This is a genomic window from Pedobacter sp. UBA4863 (assembly GCF_002399615.1).
Classification (GTDB): Bacteria; Bacteroidota; Bacteroidia; order Sphingobacteriales; family Sphingobacteriaceae; genus Pedobacter.
Genome location: NZ_DHDZ01000015.1, coordinates 1 through 16955 on the forward strand (window position 1 = coordinate 1; position 16955 = coordinate 16955).

The 16955-nt window shown below is 37.7% G+C and carries 17 protein-coding genes and 1 tRNA gene; 9 read left to right on the top strand and 9 right to left on the bottom strand.

All coding sequences use genetic code 11. The features are described 5' to 3' along the window. Positions 1-127: 127 nt before the first annotated feature. The 7 genes from aroC to B3I52_RS01850 form a co-directional block, all read right to left on the bottom strand. A complete protein-coding gene (gene aroC / locus B3I52_RS01820; RefSeq protein ID WP_293297973.1) occupies positions 128-1228 on the bottom strand; it encodes a chorismate synthase in 1101 nt (366 codons plus the stop codon). Between the two features lie 80 nt (positions 1229-1308). Beyond that, a complete protein-coding gene (gene aroA / locus B3I52_RS01825; protein ID WP_293297976.1) occupies positions 1309-2577 on the bottom strand; it encodes a 3-phosphoshikimate 1-carboxyvinyltransferase in 1269 nt (422 codons plus the stop codon). A 180-nt stretch (positions 2578-2757) separates the two neighbouring features. Then, entirely contained in the window at positions 2758-3900 is a 1143-nt protein-coding gene (locus tag B3I52_RS01830) for a chorismate mutase (protein WP_293297979.1), read from the bottom strand. A gap of 77 nt (positions 3901-3977) precedes the next feature. Next, entirely contained in the window at positions 3978-4811 is an 834-nt protein-coding gene (locus B3I52_RS01835) for a prephenate dehydratase (RefSeq protein ID WP_293297982.1), read from the bottom strand. 305 nt (positions 4812-5116) lie between these two features. Continuing rightward, positions 5117-6049, bottom strand: coding sequence for a sterol desaturase family protein (locus B3I52_RS01840; protein ID WP_293297985.1), 933 nt, complete (start codon positions 6047-6049; stop codon positions 5117-5119). A gap of 3 nt (positions 6050-6052) precedes the next feature. Beyond that, positions 6053-7111 (bottom strand): 3-dehydroquinate synthase, encoded by a 1059-nt coding sequence (gene aroB / locus B3I52_RS01845; protein ID WP_293297986.1) that lies wholly within the window; start codon positions 7109-7111, stop codon positions 6053-6055. Continuing rightward, positions 7111-7317, bottom strand: coding sequence for an RNA-binding S4 domain-containing protein (locus B3I52_RS01850; protein ID WP_293297988.1), 207 nt, complete (start codon positions 7315-7317; stop codon positions 7111-7113). The genes aroB and B3I52_RS01850 overlap by 1 nt, the downstream gene beginning before the upstream one ends. Positions 7318-7408: 91 nt before the next feature. On the opposite strand from B3I52_RS01850, the gene B3I52_RS01855 reads away from it, so the two are divergent. Beyond that, positions 7409-8593, top strand: a complete 1185-nt coding sequence (locus B3I52_RS01855) for a proline dehydrogenase family protein (protein ID WP_293297990.1) — start codon at positions 7409-7411, stop codon at positions 8591-8593. A 41-nt stretch (positions 8594-8634) separates the two neighbouring features. Here the strand turns inward: B3I52_RS01855 and mnmA are convergent, their stop codons facing one another. Beyond that, entirely contained in the window at positions 8635-9726 is a 1092-nt protein-coding gene (mnmA, locus tag B3I52_RS01860; RefSeq protein WP_293297993.1) for a tRNA 2-thiouridine(34) synthase MnmA, read from the bottom strand. Between the two features lie 371 nt (positions 9727-10097). On the opposite strand from mnmA, the gene B3I52_RS01865 reads away from it, so the two are divergent. From B3I52_RS01865 to B3I52_RS01885, 5 genes are all read left to right on the top strand, one after another. Further along, positions 10098-11945: a DNA topoisomerase 3 gene (locus tag B3I52_RS01865; RefSeq protein WP_293297996.1), complete on the top strand. Its 1848-nt coding sequence runs from the start codon at positions 10098-10100 to the stop codon at positions 11943-11945. Positions 11946-12232: 287 nt separating this feature from the next. Continuing rightward, positions 12233-12601: an STAS/SEC14 domain-containing protein gene (locus tag B3I52_RS01870; RefSeq protein WP_293297998.1), complete on the top strand. Its 369-nt coding sequence runs from the start codon at positions 12233-12235 to the stop codon at positions 12599-12601. Between the two features lies 1 nt (position 12602). Then, positions 12603-13043 (top strand): hypothetical protein, encoded by a 441-nt coding sequence (locus tag B3I52_RS01875; RefSeq protein ID WP_293298001.1) that lies wholly within the window; start codon positions 12603-12605, stop codon positions 13041-13043. A 9-nt stretch (positions 13044-13052) separates the two neighbouring features. Continuing rightward, complete coding sequence (locus tag B3I52_RS01880; protein ID WP_293298004.1) at positions 13053-13613, top strand: pyridoxamine 5'-phosphate oxidase family protein; 561 nt, start codon at positions 13053-13055, stop codon at positions 13611-13613. A 203-nt stretch (positions 13614-13816) separates the two neighbouring features. Continuing rightward, positions 13817-14854: a S66 peptidase family protein gene (locus B3I52_RS01885; RefSeq protein ID WP_293298007.1), complete on the top strand. Its 1038-nt coding sequence runs from the start codon at positions 13817-13819 to the stop codon at positions 14852-14854. Here the strand turns inward: B3I52_RS01885 and B3I52_RS01890 are convergent. Beyond that, positions 14832-15626, bottom strand: coding sequence for an MBL fold metallo-hydrolase (locus B3I52_RS01890; RefSeq protein ID WP_293298010.1), 795 nt, complete (start codon positions 15624-15626; stop codon positions 14832-14834). The two genes, B3I52_RS01885 and B3I52_RS01890, sit on opposite strands and share 23 nt — an antisense overlap. Before the next feature lie 488 nt (positions 15627-16114). On the opposite strand from B3I52_RS01890, the gene B3I52_RS01895 reads away from it, so the two are divergent. The 3 genes from B3I52_RS01895 (at position 16115) to B3I52_RS01905 (ending at position 16950) form a co-directional block, all read left to right on the top strand. Continuing rightward, positions 16115-16294 carry a histone H1 gene (locus tag B3I52_RS01895; protein ID WP_113635034.1) on the top strand — a complete coding sequence of 60 codons (180 nt, stop codon included), beginning with the start codon at positions 16115-16117 and terminating at the stop codon, positions 16292-16294. Positions 16295-16403: 109 nt separating this feature from the next. Then, positions 16404-16715 carry a hypothetical protein gene (locus tag B3I52_RS01900; protein ID WP_293298013.1) on the top strand — a complete coding sequence of 104 codons (312 nt, stop codon included), beginning with the start codon at positions 16404-16406 and terminating at the stop codon, positions 16713-16715. Between the two features lie 162 nt (positions 16716-16877). Further along, a tRNA-Lys gene (locus B3I52_RS01905) sits at positions 16878-16950 on the top strand. Positions 16951-16955 lie beyond the last annotated feature (5 nt).

Here is a 16955-nt window from a genome sequence, read left to right on the forward strand (position 1 = left end):
TATCTTAAATGCACAACAGGTATTTATACATATCTCACTTATATTCTTGGCTAGATTAGCCTGTCCGAAAAATTATCCTTTAAAACTAATGCTGAAATAAATTCAGTATAACGACAGATGAAGCGCTTTAGGCTAATTTACTGCTTCTGTTTCTCAATAAATGATCTGCCAGTACCAAAGCCGCCATGGCTTCAACAATTACTACCGCCCTTGGTACCACACAGGGGTCGTGCCTACCTTTGCCCTTAATTTCTGCGGCTTGTCCGGCGGCATTAATGGTTTGTTGGTTGTGCATAATGGTAGCTACAGGTTTAAAACCCACTTTAAAGGTAATGTCCATTCCGTTAGAGATACCACCCAAAATACCACCAGCGTGGTTGGTTATTGTTTTAAATTGTTGCTCGCTTTGAGATTTTGGTAAAGGAACATCATTGTGCTCCGAACCTCTTAATTCTGTGCCATCAAAACCCGAACCATATTCGAAACCATGTACGGCATTAATGCTTAACATTGCTTTCCCTAAATCGGCATGTAGTTTGTCAAAAACAGGTTCTCCTAAACCAGCGGGGCAGCCCTTAATTACGCAAGAAATCTTACCTCCAATGGTATCGCCATCTTTACGAACGCTGTCTATAAAATCAATCATTTCGTTTGCTGTAGCAGGGTCTGCACAACGTACAATGTTTGCTTCTCTAAGTTCTAGCAGTTCTGTAATATTATTGCTTTCTAAATTTGGCGCATTTATTTTCCCTACAGCGGTAACGTGTGCAAAAATATCTATTCCGTAATGTTTCAATAGCAATTTAGCAACAGTTCCGGCGGCTACTCTGGCTGCGGTTTCCCGAGCCGAAGAACGGCCTCCGCCTCGGTGATCGCGAATGTCGTATTTAGCATCGTAAACATAATCGGCGTGGCTGGGGCGGTAAACATCTACATTATGTCCGTAATCTTTACTGCGTTGGTCTTCGTTAGGAATTAGCATTGCAATGGGCGTTCCTGTACTTTTTCCTTCAAAAGTTCCCGAAAGTATTTGCACGGTATCGCTTTCCTTGCGTTGTGTAGTGATTTTTGATTGACCGGGTTTACGTTTATCTAATTCAGATTGGATGAAATCTACATCTATGGTTAATCCTGCCGGACAGCCATCTAAAATTACTCCAATTGCTGTACCATGAGATTCGCCAAAAGTAGTAATGCGAAATATTTGCCCGAATGAGTTGCCTGCCATTTTTATTTTAGATTTACGATTTTAGATTTACGATTTTGCCTATTTGGGCGCTTTATATTCAGTCTTTGCTCTTTGTTCCTTTATCCTTGTTCTTGTACAGAAAAGCCAATTTTTTTCAAGTCTTCCCAAAAATAAGGATAAGATTTCTCAACTACATTATAGTCTTCAATTTCTAGTTCCTCAATTAATAAAGCTAAGGGAGCAAAGGCCATGGCCATACGGTGGTCTTCGTAGGTAGCGATGCTCACTTTTTTAGGAAAATGAAGTTCGGTGCAGTCTAAAGTGTAAACTAAATTATCTTCGTTTAGTTTAACGCCAATTTTTGCCAACTCGTTTTGCAATGCTGCAACGCGGTCGGTTTCTTTTATTTTTAAGGTTTCTAAACCTGTAAAAGCCATATTTAAGCCTAATGCTGCGGCAACAACCACAATGGTTTGTGCCAAATCTGGGCAAGTTTTTAAGTCTAAAACTTTATCGGTGTTTTTAATAGTCTGGTTTTTTTTGAAAGCTATTCCGTTAGTAGTTTTAGCGGTGCTTAAGCCAAAAATCTCCATAATTTGTTGGATTTGACTATCGCCCTGTAAACTTTTTTCACGCAGGTGCGGAAGACTAATTTTTGCATTTTTAGCTAAAGCTACAATGCTGTACCAATAAGAAGCAGCGCTCCAGTCTGGTTCTACAATTAGGGTAGCTGATTTAAATTCTTGATGCTTGATGGTAATTAAGTTTCCATTCCATTGATGAGCAATGCCACATTCGGCTAACATGGCCAAAGTCATTTCTACATAAGGCTTAGAGGTTAATTCGCCAATAATTTCTAAGGTTAAACCTTGTGCAAGGGTTGGGGCTAACATTAATAAAGCCGAAATATACTGGCTACTAATATCGCCTTTAATTTTAATGTGCGAGCTTACTTGGTCAAGTGGTCCGTTGATAGTTAAGGGAGGGAAGCCTTCTTTTTCAGCATAGCTGATGTCGGCACCAATTTCTTTTAAGGCATCTGCTAAAATCCCGATAGGACGTTGTTTCATACGCTCGGTTCCTGTTAGCAAGAAATTGCCATTTTTAGCCGAAAGGTAAGCCGATAGAAAGCGCATGGCTGTTCCTGCAGGGCCTACATCAACGGTTTTTAGCTTGTTGCTGTCATTTTCAGAGGTGTCTAAATCGGCCAAAATAGCGTTTAGGGTAACGGTATCGGCAGCGTTTGATAAGTTTTCTACTTTTACCAAATTTTTGCTCAACGATTTAATAATCAGCGCTCTGTTGCATTCGCTTTTAGAGCCTGTGAGTTGTATTTCCGCTTGTATATTTTGTGTTCCTTTAAAAGAAACAATAGCATTTTTATGCATGGTTTGGTTGTATTAGGGCGATGGATTTAAGAACTCCAAAAATGAACATTATCGTCATTTCGACAAGGAACGAGGAGAAATCTATAGCAAAGGTACTTGGGCGACAGATTTCTCACTTCACTTTGTTCCGTTTCGAAATGACGAATAGTTCTTGTTATCCTAAAAAAAATAAGCTAAATCTTAAGCTTTTACTTCTGTATGTTGTTCGGCAGCAATACCTTCTTTGGTAACTTTTCCTGCATTTAAAATTTCAGTTTGCTTGCGTATAGACTCGCCATGAACTAATTCTAAAAACTTTTCAGTAAACAGTTCGTCTAATTTTAAAGCTTTAGCAAATGCAGTTCCTTTTTTAAGGATCTCGTCCCAACGGCTAACTTGCAATACTGTTACTTGGTTGTCGCGTTTAAACTCGCCAATTTTTTCTACTATCGACATGCGCTCGCCTAGTTTTTGCAATAACAAATCATCGATTTTATCAATTTGCTTACGCAATTCGGCTAATTTATCAACAAAAGCTTCGTTTTTAGATTCAGGCTCGCGTACGGTTAAACGATCCATTAATTCGCTCACAGCAGCAGGTGTTAACTGTTGTTTAGCATCTGTCCAAGCTACCGATGGATCTAAGTGCGACTCGATCATTAAACCTTGCATGTCTAAGTCTAGCGCTTTTTGAGAGATGTAAGGGATTAATTCGCGGTTACCGCAAATGTGACTTGGGTCGTTGATGATTGGCAAGTCTGGGCAAAGTGTTTTTAACTGGATGGCTAGTTCCCACATTGGTTCGTTACGGAACGACGATTTTTCGAACGAAGAGAAACCGCGGTGAATAGCACCAATTTTAGAAATACCAGCTTTGTTGATACGCTCAATAGCACCAATCCACAACTGTAAATCTGGGTTTACTGGGTTTTTAATCAATACAGGTACGTCGTGTCCTTTTAAAGCATCAGCAATTTCTTGTACGGTGAAAGGATTTACGGTAGAGCGAGCACCAATCCAAAGGATATCTACGCCAGCCGCTAAAGCTTCTTCCACATGTTTTGCGTTAGCCACCTCAACAGCAGTAGGCAAGCCAGTTTCTGCTTTGGCACGTTTTAACCACTCTAAACCAATGCTACCAATGCCTTCAAATTCTCCCGGACGGGTACGTGGTTTCCAAATACCAGCTCTTAAAACACTTACTTTGCCAGTGGCTGCTAATAAATGTGCGGTAGTTAATAATTGATCTTCGGTTTCTGCACTACAAGGCCCAGAGATTAATAAAGGTTGATTGTTTGCCGTTAGCCAGTTTTCTAAAGGCTCGATGTTTAAATTAAGTTTCATTTTTTAGGATATTATATTTATGTACGATTTACGATTTACGATTTACGATTTTTGTGTTTACCGATACTTTATTACAATTAGACTTTATCATTCTTAATATACTCGCCTAGTATGTTAAAGTTTGTAGTATATTTTAAGGCCTGTCTAATGGCTTTGTCGTATTTTTCGGTAGTAGGCCATTCTAAGTCAACATAAAAGTAGTACTCATCGCGTTTGCCTAAAACCGGCATAGATTGTATTTTAGTTAATATAACTTCTTGTTCGGCAAATATATTTAACACTTTTGCTAAGCTTCCGGCCTTATGCCCAACTTGAAAGCAGATAGAGGCTTTGTTAATTTTTCCGTCGTTTTCGGTTCGGTCTTTTTTTAAGATTAAAAAGCGGGTAAAGTTTTTCTTGTTAGATTCTACACTGCGTTCTAAGATATTTAAACCATATAACTCGGCTGCCAAGGTATTGGCTACGGCAGCGGTATCTTGTAATTGGTTTTCCTGTATTTTTTTAGCACAAGCGGCCGTGTCGTTTCCTTCAACAATGTTGATATTTGGAAAATCGTAAAAGAAATCGATACACTGACGAATGGCGATAGGGTGAGAGGTTACGGTTTTTAAATCTTCGAACTTAACGCCTGGTAAGGCCATTAAATGTAAACGAATTGGGATGTAAACCTCGCCAACTACTGAAAAACCATAATCGCGGATTAAGGTGTAATTGGGCAATAGACTGCCCGCAATAGAGTTTTCAATGGCCATCACTACAAAATCGGCATCGTCATTTTCTAACTTATCGCAAGTTTCTTTAAATGAGTTACATTCTATTGTTGCAATATCGTTACCAAAAAACTTATAAGCTGCTTCTTCGTGAAATGATGCTTTAATGCCTTGTATGGCTACCCTTGTTTTTGTTTTCATAATTGTTGTAAACAAAAAAAGGTCCTGACTTTTTAGCCAGGACCTTTTTTGTATGTTTTAAAATATCTTTATACTTTAAGCATATTAGTCCCGGCTCTTACTGAAGTAGTAAAAGTAACCAAACCAATATGTAGTGTTAAAATTCATTTTTTGCTTTCTGGTGTCAAATGTACATCAACAAATTTAATTTGTCAAGGGTTTATTAAAAATATTTTTTACGGAATTTAATTTTGTAGTTTTTGAACCAAATAACGAAATGGTATTATGGGTTTTGATTTTAGATTTAAAAATTACGATTTGCAAGACTAATTCGTAAAAACTTTAACGCTGTTTCCAATCGTTTTGCTTTCTTTTTCGGTTTCTATAAGTTCTTGCTGCATTATTTTCGCAATTTTGGTGCTGCCATCATGGCTCCAACCCGGAGGGTTAAAGATGTATTTTAACTTGTCTTTAAAGCTAGGTGCTCTTTTTATGTCATTGTTAAGCGCTATAAATTCATGAAAAATAATGTTGAAAGCACCAGTATCTTCGGGTTGCGCAGTTAAGCCATATTTTATTTCGTCTTCTGGTAATTCCTCTTGAAAAGTCCCAAACCACCTATCCCAAAGTATTAAAACCATCCCCATATTCTTGTCTAAATAACGTACGTTGCAAGCGTGGTGCACCCGATGATGTGATGGAGTTACAAAAATGTACTCGAACCAAGCTGGGAATTTTTGTACAGTTTGCGTATGTACTAGGTTGCCATAAATTTGTGTAATTAAATACGCAAATAAAATATCCATGGCGGTAAAGCCCATAAAAGCTAGGGGCAGGTAAAAAAACACGCGGTACAATGGTTCAAAAACGGTAGAACGGAAACCCGTGGTTAGGTTAAAATGTTCTGACGAATGGTGTGTAACATGCATTGCCCAAAAAAAGCGTACGTAATGGCCAACAGTGTGCAAAAACCAATATAAAAAGTCTTGCGTAAGTATTAAAACTATCCAGTATAGCCCTACATTTTCGACTTGAAAAAGTTTAAACTGATAGCAGTAATCTAACAAAAAAAAAGTAGCAAATTTTGTAGCGAGATTAATGGCTACTGCACAAAGCATTAAATAAATATTTGTCCAAGTATCTCTTTTAGTGTATAATTTTTTGTCGTGTGCATAGCTGAAATACATTTCTACTAAAGTAAGCACAATAACAAATCCAAATAGTGTGCCTACAGAAATATCACTTCCGGTAAACGTCATCTTTTATAAGCTGTTGTAATAGTTTAAACTGTTAAAAATATCTTCTTTGGTTACTTTGCAGTTAAAAATGCAATGGCCAATTTTGTCTAATAAAGAAAAAAGGATAAAGCCTTCTTCATTCTTTTTATCGCTCTGCATCAATACCATTAAATCATCGAAACTTTCTGGTTTAATGTGGTATTTTGGATAAAGTGAAAGGATATAAGTAGCAATTTCTGTTAATTCTTCTTGCGATAGGTTACCATATTTGGCAGATAAATGCGCTTCGCAGATCATCCCGATAGCAATTGCTTCGCCGTGGGTTAAAGGTTTTTTGTCGTTTACTAAAGCATAGCCTTCTATCGCATGGCCAATGGTATGCCCGTAATTTAAAATCTTGCGTAATCCTCTTTCAAAAGGATCTGCCAATACCACTTCGTTTTTAATTTTCACAGAGTGATAAATGGCTGCTGCACTAATTTTAGTATAATCGCTATTTTTTAATTCCTGATAATAGGTTGCATCAGCAATTAGGCCATGTTTAATCATCTCGGCAAAACCCGATAAGAGTTCGCGTTGTGGCAAAGTTTGCAAAAAGGCAGTTTCTATAAACACCGCTTGTGGCAAACTGAAGGTGCCTACCATGTTTTTCACGTTATCGATATCGATGCCTGTTTTACCGCCTACAGAAGCATCAACTTGCGAAAGCAGGGTAGTAGGTATATTAATAAAATCAATACCACGTTTATAGGTAGAGGCCACAAAACCGCCCATATCGGTAATTACACCGCCACCAAGGTTAATCATGAGGCATTTGCGGTCTGCTTCAAAGTCTAACAGGGTTTTCCAAATGCCGATACAAAAATCGATGTTCTTGTTTTCTTCACCCGGATCAGTTTCTATAATATCGAAATTCTCTAACTCTGGCAAAAAATCCCTGAAAACAGGTATGCAAACTTCTGCAGTGATAGAATCGGCAAATACAAATACTTTGCTGTAATTTTTTGCTGTTAAAATAGCATTTAAAGGAGCCAATCCACTTTCAAAATGGATAAAGTGCTCATTGTTTTTTAAGGCCTCCATTAAATAACTGTAATGGTTTGGCTCAGAAACTCAACCTTATCGCCAACACGTACTTTTAAGCGTTTGCGTTCTTCGGTTATGCCGTTTACTTTAACCAATCCTTCTTCAACAATAGATTGTGCTTCTCCGCCACTTTGAACTAATGAGGTAGCTTTTAACAGTGCTATTAAAGGAATAAATTCTCCTTCAAGTTTAAATTTTATCATCTCGGTGCAAATTTACGATTATTTAAAAGTCTTTCACGCTATCGTTACGAGTAATTTGTATTTTTGCGCAACTAACACAATACTTATGGAAATGGAACCATTAACAAAACAAAAAATAGACTTTAATAACACTGAAGTTGCCTTTAGGCATAAATCTAATGCCGAGTTAAAACAAGCGTATTGGCTTTTTAAAATGATTGGTAGTAACTTTTTAACCAAAGTTGGCCCGCCAATTACCAATTTTATGCTTAACGTTGGTTTGCCTATACAGGGTGCCATTAAAGCAACTATATTTAAACAGTTTTGCGGCGGCGAAACCATTGCAGAATGCGAACATACCATTGAGCAATTGCACCAAGGTAAAGTAGGTACAATTTTAGATTACTCTGTTGAAGGGGAGGATGAAGAGCACGCTTTTGATTTTACCTGTGAGGAAATTATTAGAACAATTGAGCGTGCAGATGGCGACCCGAGAATTCCAATAACGGTTTTTAAGGTAACGGGCATTGCCCGCTTTGCCTTGCTAGAAAAATTAGATGCCAAGCAAGAATTATCGGCAACGGAAACTGCCGAATTTGAACGTGTAAAACAACGCTGCGAGAAAATTTGTAGCACGGCGTTTGAAAGAAAAGTGCCGGTAATGATTGATGCCGAAGAAACTTGGATACAAGACACCATTGATTTGTTAGCGATAGAAATGATGATGAAGTTCAATAAGGAACAACTGATTGTTTTTAATACATATCAAATTTATCGTCATGATAAGTTAGCTAGTTTAAAGGCTAATTATCTAGTTGCCAAAGAAGCTAATTTTATTTTAGGTGCTAAACTGGTTCGCGGTGCTTATATGGAAAAAGAGCGCAAACGTGCCGAAGAAAATGGTTATCCATCGCCAATACAGCCAGATAAAGCTGCCACCGATAGAGATTATAACCTTGCTTTACGTTTCTGCGTAGAAAACATTGATAGGATTGGGTTTGTTTGTGGTACGCATAACGAAGAAAGTAGTCGTTTGTTAACCGAGTTAATAGATGAAAAAGGAATAGCACACCATCATCCTCATGTTTATTTTGCCCAACTTTTAGGCATGAGCGATAATTTAAGTTTTAATCTTTCTAATGCAGGTTATAATGTAACTAAATATGTCCCTTATGGCCCTATTAAAGCCGTAATGCCTTATTTGTTTAGAAGAGCGCAAGAAAATACTTCGGTAGCTGGGCAAACCGGAAGAGAGCTTTCTTTAATAAGTAAAGAAAAAAACCGAAGAGCAATTTAAATTGCTCTTCGGTTTTTTTTGGATATAAATTTTTTAGAAAATTAAATTAAAAAACCACCACCTAGCAAGTCGCTACCTTCGTAAAATACGGCCGACTGCCCAGGAGCGATAGCAGAAACTGCATGATCGAAAACCACACGCATTTGGTCTTTCTCTTGTACAATAGTGCTTAAGGTACCGGCATCTTTATAACGGATTTTAGTAATTACGTTATTTAAAGGCTCGTTAATGTTTTCGTACTTAATTAGGTTTACGTTTTTTACCATTGCTTCGCGGCGTTCCAATTCATCGGCCCTGCCTAAAACAACAGTATTGCTTTCTGGTAGAATTTGGGTAACAAACATGGGTTCGCCAAAAGCTACGCCCAAACCTTTACGTTGGCCAATGGTATAAAATGGATAACCTTTATGTTGCCCTATTACCATTCCTTGGGTATTTACAAAGTTTCCGCCAGCTACACGATCTTCTAAATCTTCCACTTTGTGTTTTAAGAAAGCACGGTAATCGTTATCTGGCACAAAGCAAATCTCGTAGCTTTCGCTTTTCTTTGCTAATTCTTCTTGTCCCATATCTAAAGCCATTTGCCTAATTTCGGCTTTGGTAAAACTGCCCAAAGGGAATTTAGTTCTGGCTAAGTTTTCTTGCGATACCCCCCACAACACATAAGATTGATCTTTATTTTCGTCTTTTCCTTTAGAAATTACATAACGCCCACTATCTTGTTTACGGATATTGGCATAATGTCCGGTAGCAATAAACTCACAATCTAATTTGTCGGCACGTTTTAACAATGCTTCCCATTTAATATAAGTGTTGCACAGTACACAAGGGTTTGGTGTTCTTCCCGCTAGGTATTCATCTACAAAGTTATCGATTACGAAATCACCAAATTCATCTCTAATATCGAGGATATAGTGAGGGAAACCATAATTTACGGCCAATGTACGAGCATCGTTAATGCTGTCTAAGCTACAACAGCCGGTTTCCTTGCTGTTACTGCCAGAAGTAGCATAATCCCAAGTCTTCATGGTTAGGCCAATTACCTCGTACCCTTGTTCGTGCAACATTACAGACGCTACCGAACTATCTACCCCGCCACTCATGGCTACTAAAATTTTACCGTGTTTGCTCATTATTGTAAATCAATTTGCAAAATTACGTAATTTGTTTAAAATCTAGCCTTGTTGTAGTCTTATCAATGTAAAAAGACATTAATAAAAGGCTTAAATTTCCCTAAATTTCATGCTAAGAAAATAAATCAACTGTTGGAGGGCTGTCTATCGGCTCAGGACAATTTTGCCCCCTTCGCCAAATACCTCCTGTAACAGTATTTCGTTTTAACATTTTCTACTTGTCTGATGTAATTGCATAGCAGAAGACATTGGCTGTGCAAGATTTGTTACAGTCTATTTGCTTAATCATCAGTAGTATAAATTAGATGTGGATAAAATGAAACAAATTAATGTTCTAAATTATGGATATTTAACCTTCCATTTTGTTTGATATGAAGTTAGTAATTGCCGAAAAGCCATCTGTAGGACGAGAATTAGCCAAAGTTTTTGGTGCCACTACCCGTAAAGATGGTTATATAGAAGGTAAAGGCTACTCGTTTACTTGGGCCTTTGGTCATTTGCTGCAACTGGCCCCACCTCAAGAATATGGTTTCTATGGCTGGCGTAAAGAGCATTTGCCAATGCTGCCGCAGAAATTTAAGCTCTCCATCCGTAAAATTAAAACTAAAGATGGTATGGTAGAAGACCCTGGCGTTAGGAAACAGCTAGATATTATTCAGAAATTATTTGATGAATGTACTGAAATTATCGTAGCGACCGATGCTGGGCGTGAGGGCGAGTTAATTTTTAGGTATATCTATTCATATCTAAAATGCAAAAAACCATTTAAACGCTTGTGGATTTCCTCTCAAACAGATGAAGCAATTAAGGACGGTTTCAGGAATTTAAAACCTGGCGAGGATTACGATACTTTGTTCAGTTCGGCACATTGCCGCTCGGTTTCCGATTGGTTGGTAGGTATGAATGCTACACAGGCATTAAGTATTTCGGCCGGCAATAGGAGTGTGCTGTCGTTAGGAAGGGTGCAAACGCCAACTTTGGCCATGATTTGTGCAAGGTTCTTAGAGATTAAAAACTTTGTACCTAAAATATATTACCAAATTGGTATCCAGTTAGATAAAGATGGTCAGCTTTTCAAGGCTATTTCTGTAGATAATTTCGATAATAAAGAAGAAGGAGAAACTGTTTTCGCCAAGGTTGAAGACGTAGCTTCGGGCTTTAGTAATGGCGGAAATATTACTGCGGTAGAAGCTAAGCCTAGAAAAGAGCCACCTCCGCTGTTGCACGATTTAAGTTCTTTGCAGCAAGAGGCCAACAAACGTAATGGCTTTACTGCCGACCAAACGCTTGGTTTGTTGCAAAACCTTTATGAAAGCAAGTTGGTGACTTATCCACGTACGGGCAGTCGTTACATAGGTGATGATGTTTTTGCCACCGTTCCTGCGCTTATTGCTGGTTTAACGGACCATCCGCAGTTTGCTAAGCAAGCATTATTTTTAGGCGAAAATACTCTGAATAAGCGAAGTGTAAATGCCAAGAAGGTAACCGACCACCACGCTATTTTAACCACAGGGATAAAATCTGGTACGTTAAGCAAAGACCATCAGGCGGTTTACGATATGGTTGCCGGACGTATGTTAGAAGCTTTTCATCAAGAGTGTGTGAAAGAGGTTACTAAAATCACCATTCAATCTGAAATTACTTTTATCGCTAATGGAACTGTTATCCGCTTTGCAGGATGGCGCTCTGTTTTTAACGATGTAGAAGATGATAAAAAAGATGAGGATAATCCAGCTTTGCCAAAAGTAAAAAAGGGAGAAGCCTTGCCCATTGTAAATAAAGCATTTTTAGAGAAGCAAACTAAGCCAAAGGCGATGTACAACGAGGCTTCCTTATTAAAATCGTTAGAAACCTGTGGTAAAGAGATTGAAGATGAAGAGTTGCGCTACGCCATGAAAGACAGTGGTTTAGGTACTCCCGCTACCCGTGCAGCTATCATCGAAACTTTATTGACCAGAGATTACATAGTTCGTGAAAAACGAAATTTAGTGCCTACAGCCAAAGGTTTAGCCGTTTACGATGTGGTTAAAGAAAAACGTATTGCACAAGCAGAATTAACGGGACAATGGGAAAAACGTTTGGAAGAAATTCGTTCTGGCGGTGCTTCTGTACAAGATTTTAAAGCAGAAATTATTGACTACACCCGTACCATTACGCAAGAATTACTGGCCGATGGCGCAGCTATTTCTAAGCAGTTGGTGGTGCCTGCGGTGGTTTAGGTAGAAGTGGTCAGTAGTCAGGTATCAGTATCTTAATTAATTTTTAGAATTTTATTTTTCTTTGGCTTCAGCGATTAACGCTTGGAAATAATTCCTTGCCATTGGCTTCAGCTATTCTAGATGGCAATAATTTTCATTTACCTATTTGGCTTTAGCCAAAACCACTGTATTTCTATGCACTAAAATCGTAGCTCATCCCTAAAGTATGTCTTCGGTATAAATGTAAATTCATAAATAAGAGAAACTTTCGCTCTTGAAATCTTGTTATGCTTAATAAAAGGAAATATATGTTAAGCATTATAAGAGATACACCACCACACGTATTTGGCGTAAGAGCCACCGGCCAGGTAACTGCAGACGACCTTAAAAGTGTATTGCTGCCTGTACTAGAGGTACTGACACAGAAGTACGGCGAGATTTACTACCTGTTGGTGTTAGAAACCCCCGTAGAAAACTTCACGGCTGGTGCATGGTTTCAAGACATGATAGCTGGAGTAAAACACTTTACGAAGTGGAAAAAATCGGCCGTGGTTACGGACGAAAAAGCCGTCGAAAAATTTACAGATGCCTTTAGTTATGTTGCTCCAGGTGAGTTTAAAGGTTTCCCACTAGCGCAATTAGATGAAGCAATTGATTGGTTAAGCATTAAAGCATAAAATGATGAGATGGATTAGAAACATAGCAGCTGGCTTTATTGGCTCGGCAGCATTGAATATACTGCATGAAGTGGTGAGGAAAAACTTCTATAATGTACCAAAAATTAACTTGGTTGGTGCTGAAGCAGTAAATAAGACTTTGGCTGAATATGGCAGGCCAATACAAAACCAAAATGATTTGCACAAAGTAACCTTAGAGCTAGATTTGATTGCCAACGCATCTTATTACAGCTTAATTGGTAGCAGCGGGAAATACATTTGGCCAAAGGCTATTGCAATGGGCTTAAGTGCAGGCTTTGGCGCACTTAAATTACCAGAACCTTTGGGTTTAGACCCAACACCAGTTGACCAAACTCGGCAAAAACAAGTATTAACCGTTGGCTATTATTTATTTGGCGCACTCGTTACAGCACTAGCTTTAAAAACAATCTTAAAACCTTAAAAATTAATCATGGAAAATTTAGATACGAGCAGAGATAGCTCTAACAATACTCAAAATACGCAAGACCATATCAAATCTTTAGAAGGAAAAGAAGCGGTTAAGAAATTGCAGGAATTAGCTAAAGGCGCAGAGAACTGCTTTTTCTGTACCAATATCAAAACTGGATTACCAATGTCGGTAAGGCCAATGTCTGTTTTAGATGTTGACGATAATGGAAATCTTTGGTTTATGAGCCAAGAAGATAGTGGCAAAAATAAAGAAATTGAAGCCGATCCATTTACACATCTGTTTTTTCAGCACCATAAGAACTCTGGGTTTTTAAATATCTACGGTATTAGTGAGATTATAGAAGATAGAAAAAAGATAGAAGAGTTGTGGAACCCATTACTTAAAGTTTGGTTTCAGGACGGGAAGGACGATGAAAAAATTAGTGTAATTAAGGTTGAACCAACAGATGTTTATTATTGGGACACGAAACACGGTGAAGCAATAGCTTTCTTAAAAATGGCGGCATCTATAGTTACTGGCAAAACCATGGATGATTCTGTAGAAGGTAAGTTGGACGTTTAGCCAAGAATTACCGAAGAAGTAAAATAGACCTGAAAGTAGCCGGCAGCTCCCGAAAGAGCGTCGGCTTTTTTTGTGCTTAGGGATATTCGGGACTAAAGGCGAATTGCAGGACTGGAAGAACCGATGAGCACAGATCCTGCTCTGCAATAAATTATAAGAACCTGTCTTGTCTTATTTATGGCTTATTGCTAAATTGCCCTATCATGAACCGCAAACTATTTCTTTCTTCTTTATTGCCTGCATCGGCAATGTTGTACGCTTTTAAATCTAGCGCAGCTACAGTTGCCCCAATTGCTGGTGCACCGAAAAAACACAAAAGGCCACCTTATTTAAAACAAGGAGATATTATTGGTATTACTTGTCCAGCGGGATTTATTACTCAGGAGGAAGTTGAACCTGCGATACAACAAATGGAAAGTTGGGGCTTTAAGGTAATGAAAGGGAAAACAGTAGGTGCCAAAGATTTTACTTTTGGCGGTACCGATGAAGAACGTTTGAACGATTTACAAGCGATGTTAAACGACACGAGTATTAAAGCAATTATGTGTGCTCGTGGCGGTTACGGAGCTATTCGTATTGTAGATCAGTTAGATTTTAACATTTTTAAAATATCGCCCAAATGGCTGATAGGTTTTAGTGATATTACCATTTTGCACTGTCATTTGAACAGTAATTATCGTTTTGCTAGTCTGCATTCTAAAATGTGCAATAGCTTTCCTGCTGATTGGGCCGCGGCAGAGCCCATACAAATAGCTACCATTAACTCTATTGAAAAGGCGTTAAAAGGAGAGGGGTTGATGCGGTATGAGGCAGCTTACCAAAGCACTAATAGGCTTGGGGAGGCCGAAGGTGAGCTAATTGGCGGTAACCTACGTTGTATCGAAAACCTGGCTGGAAGTACTTCGGAAATTAAAACAGATGGTAAGATTTTGTTTGTAGAAGATGTGGGCGAATACCTGTACAGTATTGATAGAATGTTTTACAATTTGAAACGGAGCGGAAAACTGCATAAATTGAAGGGCTTGGTTATTGGTGGCTTTCGAGTAAAAAAAGATGAGGGCAATGATGGTTTTGGCAAAACTTTAGAGCAAGTTGTGATGGAAAAAGTGAAAGAGTTTGGCTATCCGGTTTGTTTTGATTTCCCAGTAGGACATCAAAAAGCTAACTATGCCTTAAAATGTGGTTTAAAACACCGATTAATAGTGAGCGAACAACAAACTATTTTGCAAGAACTAGCTTAGCTTCGTTAAGGCCAATTTGGTAAACTGGGGTTTCTTGCCACCTAGAAGCTACAATAATTTCTACATTATTGGCTACTTCGTTAAATAACCTGCGCACCAATTCCGGACAGTTGTTCGCTTTGCTTAAGTGCGAAAGAAAAAGGTGGCTCATAAAATCGGGCCGATGATTAACAAATAATTCTAATGCTTTTTGATTAGATAAATGGCCATTGCCACCACGTATTCTCTGTTTTAAAAAATAAGGATAGTTGCCTTTGTCTAGCATTTCGTCGTCATAATTGGCTTCTAGAAATACAGCATGGCATTGCTTGAAATGATGGATAAGGTTGGCGCAATGATCACCAATATCTGTAAAAACCCCAATTTTAATACCCTTATAAGCTATTGTAAAGCTGTGAGGCTCGGCGGCATCGTGTAATTTTGGAAATGCGATGATTTCTAGGCCACCAATAGTTATACCTGTATTACTTGGAAAGGTGTATATCAAGTGTGCTGGTAAAAGCTGTTTACCACCCAAGTGTGTTTTTGGGGTAATATAAATAGGTAATTGATATTTCTTTGCTAAAACAGGTAAGCCTTTAATATGGTCAGAATGTTCATGACTAATAAATATTGCTTTCACTTTCTGCATGGTTAAACCTAGCCTGGCCAACCTGTTTTCTGTTTCGCGGCAGCTTAGTCCAGCGTCAATAAGCACCGCATCTTCGTTGTTGCCAATATAGAAACAATTGCCGTTGCTACCAGTGTTTAGTGAAGTGATGTGTAATGACATTTGCTACAAAGTACGGCATTATGTTGCAGTTTAAACACAATAAATTTTAAACATTTATACGGTTAAAAAATTGTACAAATAGCTCAATAAAAAGCTTTGATTTTTAATTTTCGCCTGCGCTAAACTAGCTTGTACAAGGCTTTTTGTATTCGAATTAAACAATTTAATAAAGAAGAAAGCTGTTTTCTTGTTAAGAACTAGCGCAGCTAGCTATTTTTTGCAATGGCGTGTTTTTGTTGTTTCTTAAAATAGGGGTGTTTTTGTTGTATGTTACATTTAATCAATTAGTTAAACTGTTTTTTTGTTGTTTGTGATTACTGCTATATATGCTTTTTTTGCTTATTTATTTATTGTAATTACTTAAGGTACAATGGGTGTAAATGTTAATTGTTGAGAAATAAGTCGAAAAAAGAACATCAAAAAAACAAAGAATTGCTTGTTTATTCTGTTTAAATGATATATTTGGGCAATAAATTAAAATTATAACAATGGAAAAATTTGCAAAAGTTAAAGAAGTAGTAGCTGCTATCGAAGCAGACGTAGAGAAATTTTATAATGCAGGTAATTCAGCTGCAGGAACAAGAGTACGTAAAGCAATGCAAGATCTTAAAGGTTTAGCACAAGAAATCCGTACCGAAGTTACAGAGAAAAAAAATAGCGCAAAATAATTAAAACGCTCAGAAGTAATTCCAAAAGACCTTGTAATATGCAGGGTCTTTTTTTATGTATTACATTAACACTATACGTTTAGTACATTTGTTGTAAATTTTAGAAAAAATGATTACAGTACAAGTTACCTATACAGTAAAAGCTGACTTTGTTGAGGAAAATATCAATAACATCAACATTTTTATAACTGATTTTAAAACAATGCTCACCAGCAAGTTTTTGTACCATGTTTGTATGAAGGATGACGGACTTACCTTTGAACATATTGCCATGTTCGAAAATGAAGAGATCCAAAAGGAGGTTTTAAGTACGCCATCTTTTGTTTCTTTTCAGCAGCAACGAGATGAAAAGGGCTTAATAACTGCGCCTGTAATCGAGATATTGAAGCATGTAGGCTCGTCAATAAGCCTTATTAAATAGGTTTTAATTTTAAAATATACAAAAACATAACTAATTATTATAGCTTAAGCATTGTAATACAGTGTTTAAGGTGTGTGAAAAAAAAATATTTATATGTTTTTAATAATTAGTTTGAATGATTAATCAAAATTTCTATATTTGCACCTCCTTACAAGAAAGGAAGATTCCGTAGCTCAGCTGGTAGAGCATTACACTTTTAATGTAGTGGTCCTGGGTTCGAATCCCAGCGGGATCACAGAA

What these genes read in the sequence shown, in the direction of transcription:
- B3I52_RS01840 (WP_293297985.1), bottom strand. Translation starts at nt 6,049, where the DNA reads ATGACGTTTACCGGAAGTGATATTTCTGTAGGCACACTATTTGGATTT.
- B3I52_RS01850 (WP_293297988.1), bottom strand. Translation starts at nt 7,317, where the DNA reads ATGATAAAATTTAAACTTGAAGGAGAATTTATTCCTTTAATAGCACTG.
- B3I52_RS01895 (WP_113635034.1), top strand. Translation starts at nt 16,115, where the DNA reads ATGGAAAAATTTGCAAAAGTTAAAGAAGTAGTAGCTGCTATCGAAGCA.
- aroA (WP_293297976.1), bottom strand. Translation starts at nt 2,577, where the DNA reads ATGCATAAAAATGCTATTGTTTCTTTTAAAGGAACACAAAATATACAA.
- B3I52_RS01830 (WP_293297979.1), bottom strand. Translation starts at nt 3,900, where the DNA reads ATGAAACTTAATTTAAACATCGAGCCTTTAGAAAACTGGCTAACGGCA.
- B3I52_RS01865 (WP_293297996.1), top strand. Translation starts at nt 10,098, where the DNA reads ATGAAGTTAGTAATTGCCGAAAAGCCATCTGTAGGACGAGAATTAGCC.
- aroB (WP_293297986.1), bottom strand. Translation starts at nt 7,111, where the DNA reads ATGGAGGCCTTAAAAAACAATGAGCACTTTATCCATTTTGAAAGTGGA.
- B3I52_RS01890 (WP_293298010.1), bottom strand. Translation starts at nt 15,626, where the DNA reads ATGTCATTACACATCACTTCACTAAACACTGGTAGCAACGGCAATTGT.
- B3I52_RS01835 (WP_293297982.1), bottom strand. Translation starts at nt 4,811, where the DNA reads ATGAAAACAAAAACAAGGGTAGCCATACAAGGCATTAAAGCATCATTT.
- mnmA (WP_293297993.1), bottom strand. Translation starts at nt 9,726, where the DNA reads ATGAGCAAACACGGTAAAATTTTAGTAGCCATGAGTGGCGGGGTAGAT.
- B3I52_RS01855 (WP_293297990.1), top strand. Translation starts at nt 7,409, where the DNA reads ATGGAACCATTAACAAAACAAAAAATAGACTTTAATAACACTGAAGTT.
- B3I52_RS01900 (WP_293298013.1), top strand. Translation starts at nt 16,404, where the DNA reads ATGATTACAGTACAAGTTACCTATACAGTAAAAGCTGACTTTGTTGAG.
- B3I52_RS01870 (WP_293297998.1), top strand. Translation starts at nt 12,233, where the DNA reads ATGTTAAGCATTATAAGAGATACACCACCACACGTATTTGGCGTAAGA.
- B3I52_RS01885 (WP_293298007.1), top strand. Translation starts at nt 13,817, where the DNA reads ATGAACCGCAAACTATTTCTTTCTTCTTTATTGCCTGCATCGGCAATG.
- aroC (WP_293297973.1), bottom strand. Translation starts at nt 1,228, where the DNA reads ATGGCAGGCAACTCATTCGGGCAAATATTTCGCATTACTACTTTTGGC.
- B3I52_RS01875 (WP_293298001.1), top strand. Translation starts at nt 12,603, where the DNA reads ATGATGAGATGGATTAGAAACATAGCAGCTGGCTTTATTGGCTCGGCA.
- B3I52_RS01880 (WP_293298004.1), top strand. Translation starts at nt 13,053, where the DNA reads ATGGAAAATTTAGATACGAGCAGAGATAGCTCTAACAATACTCAAAAT.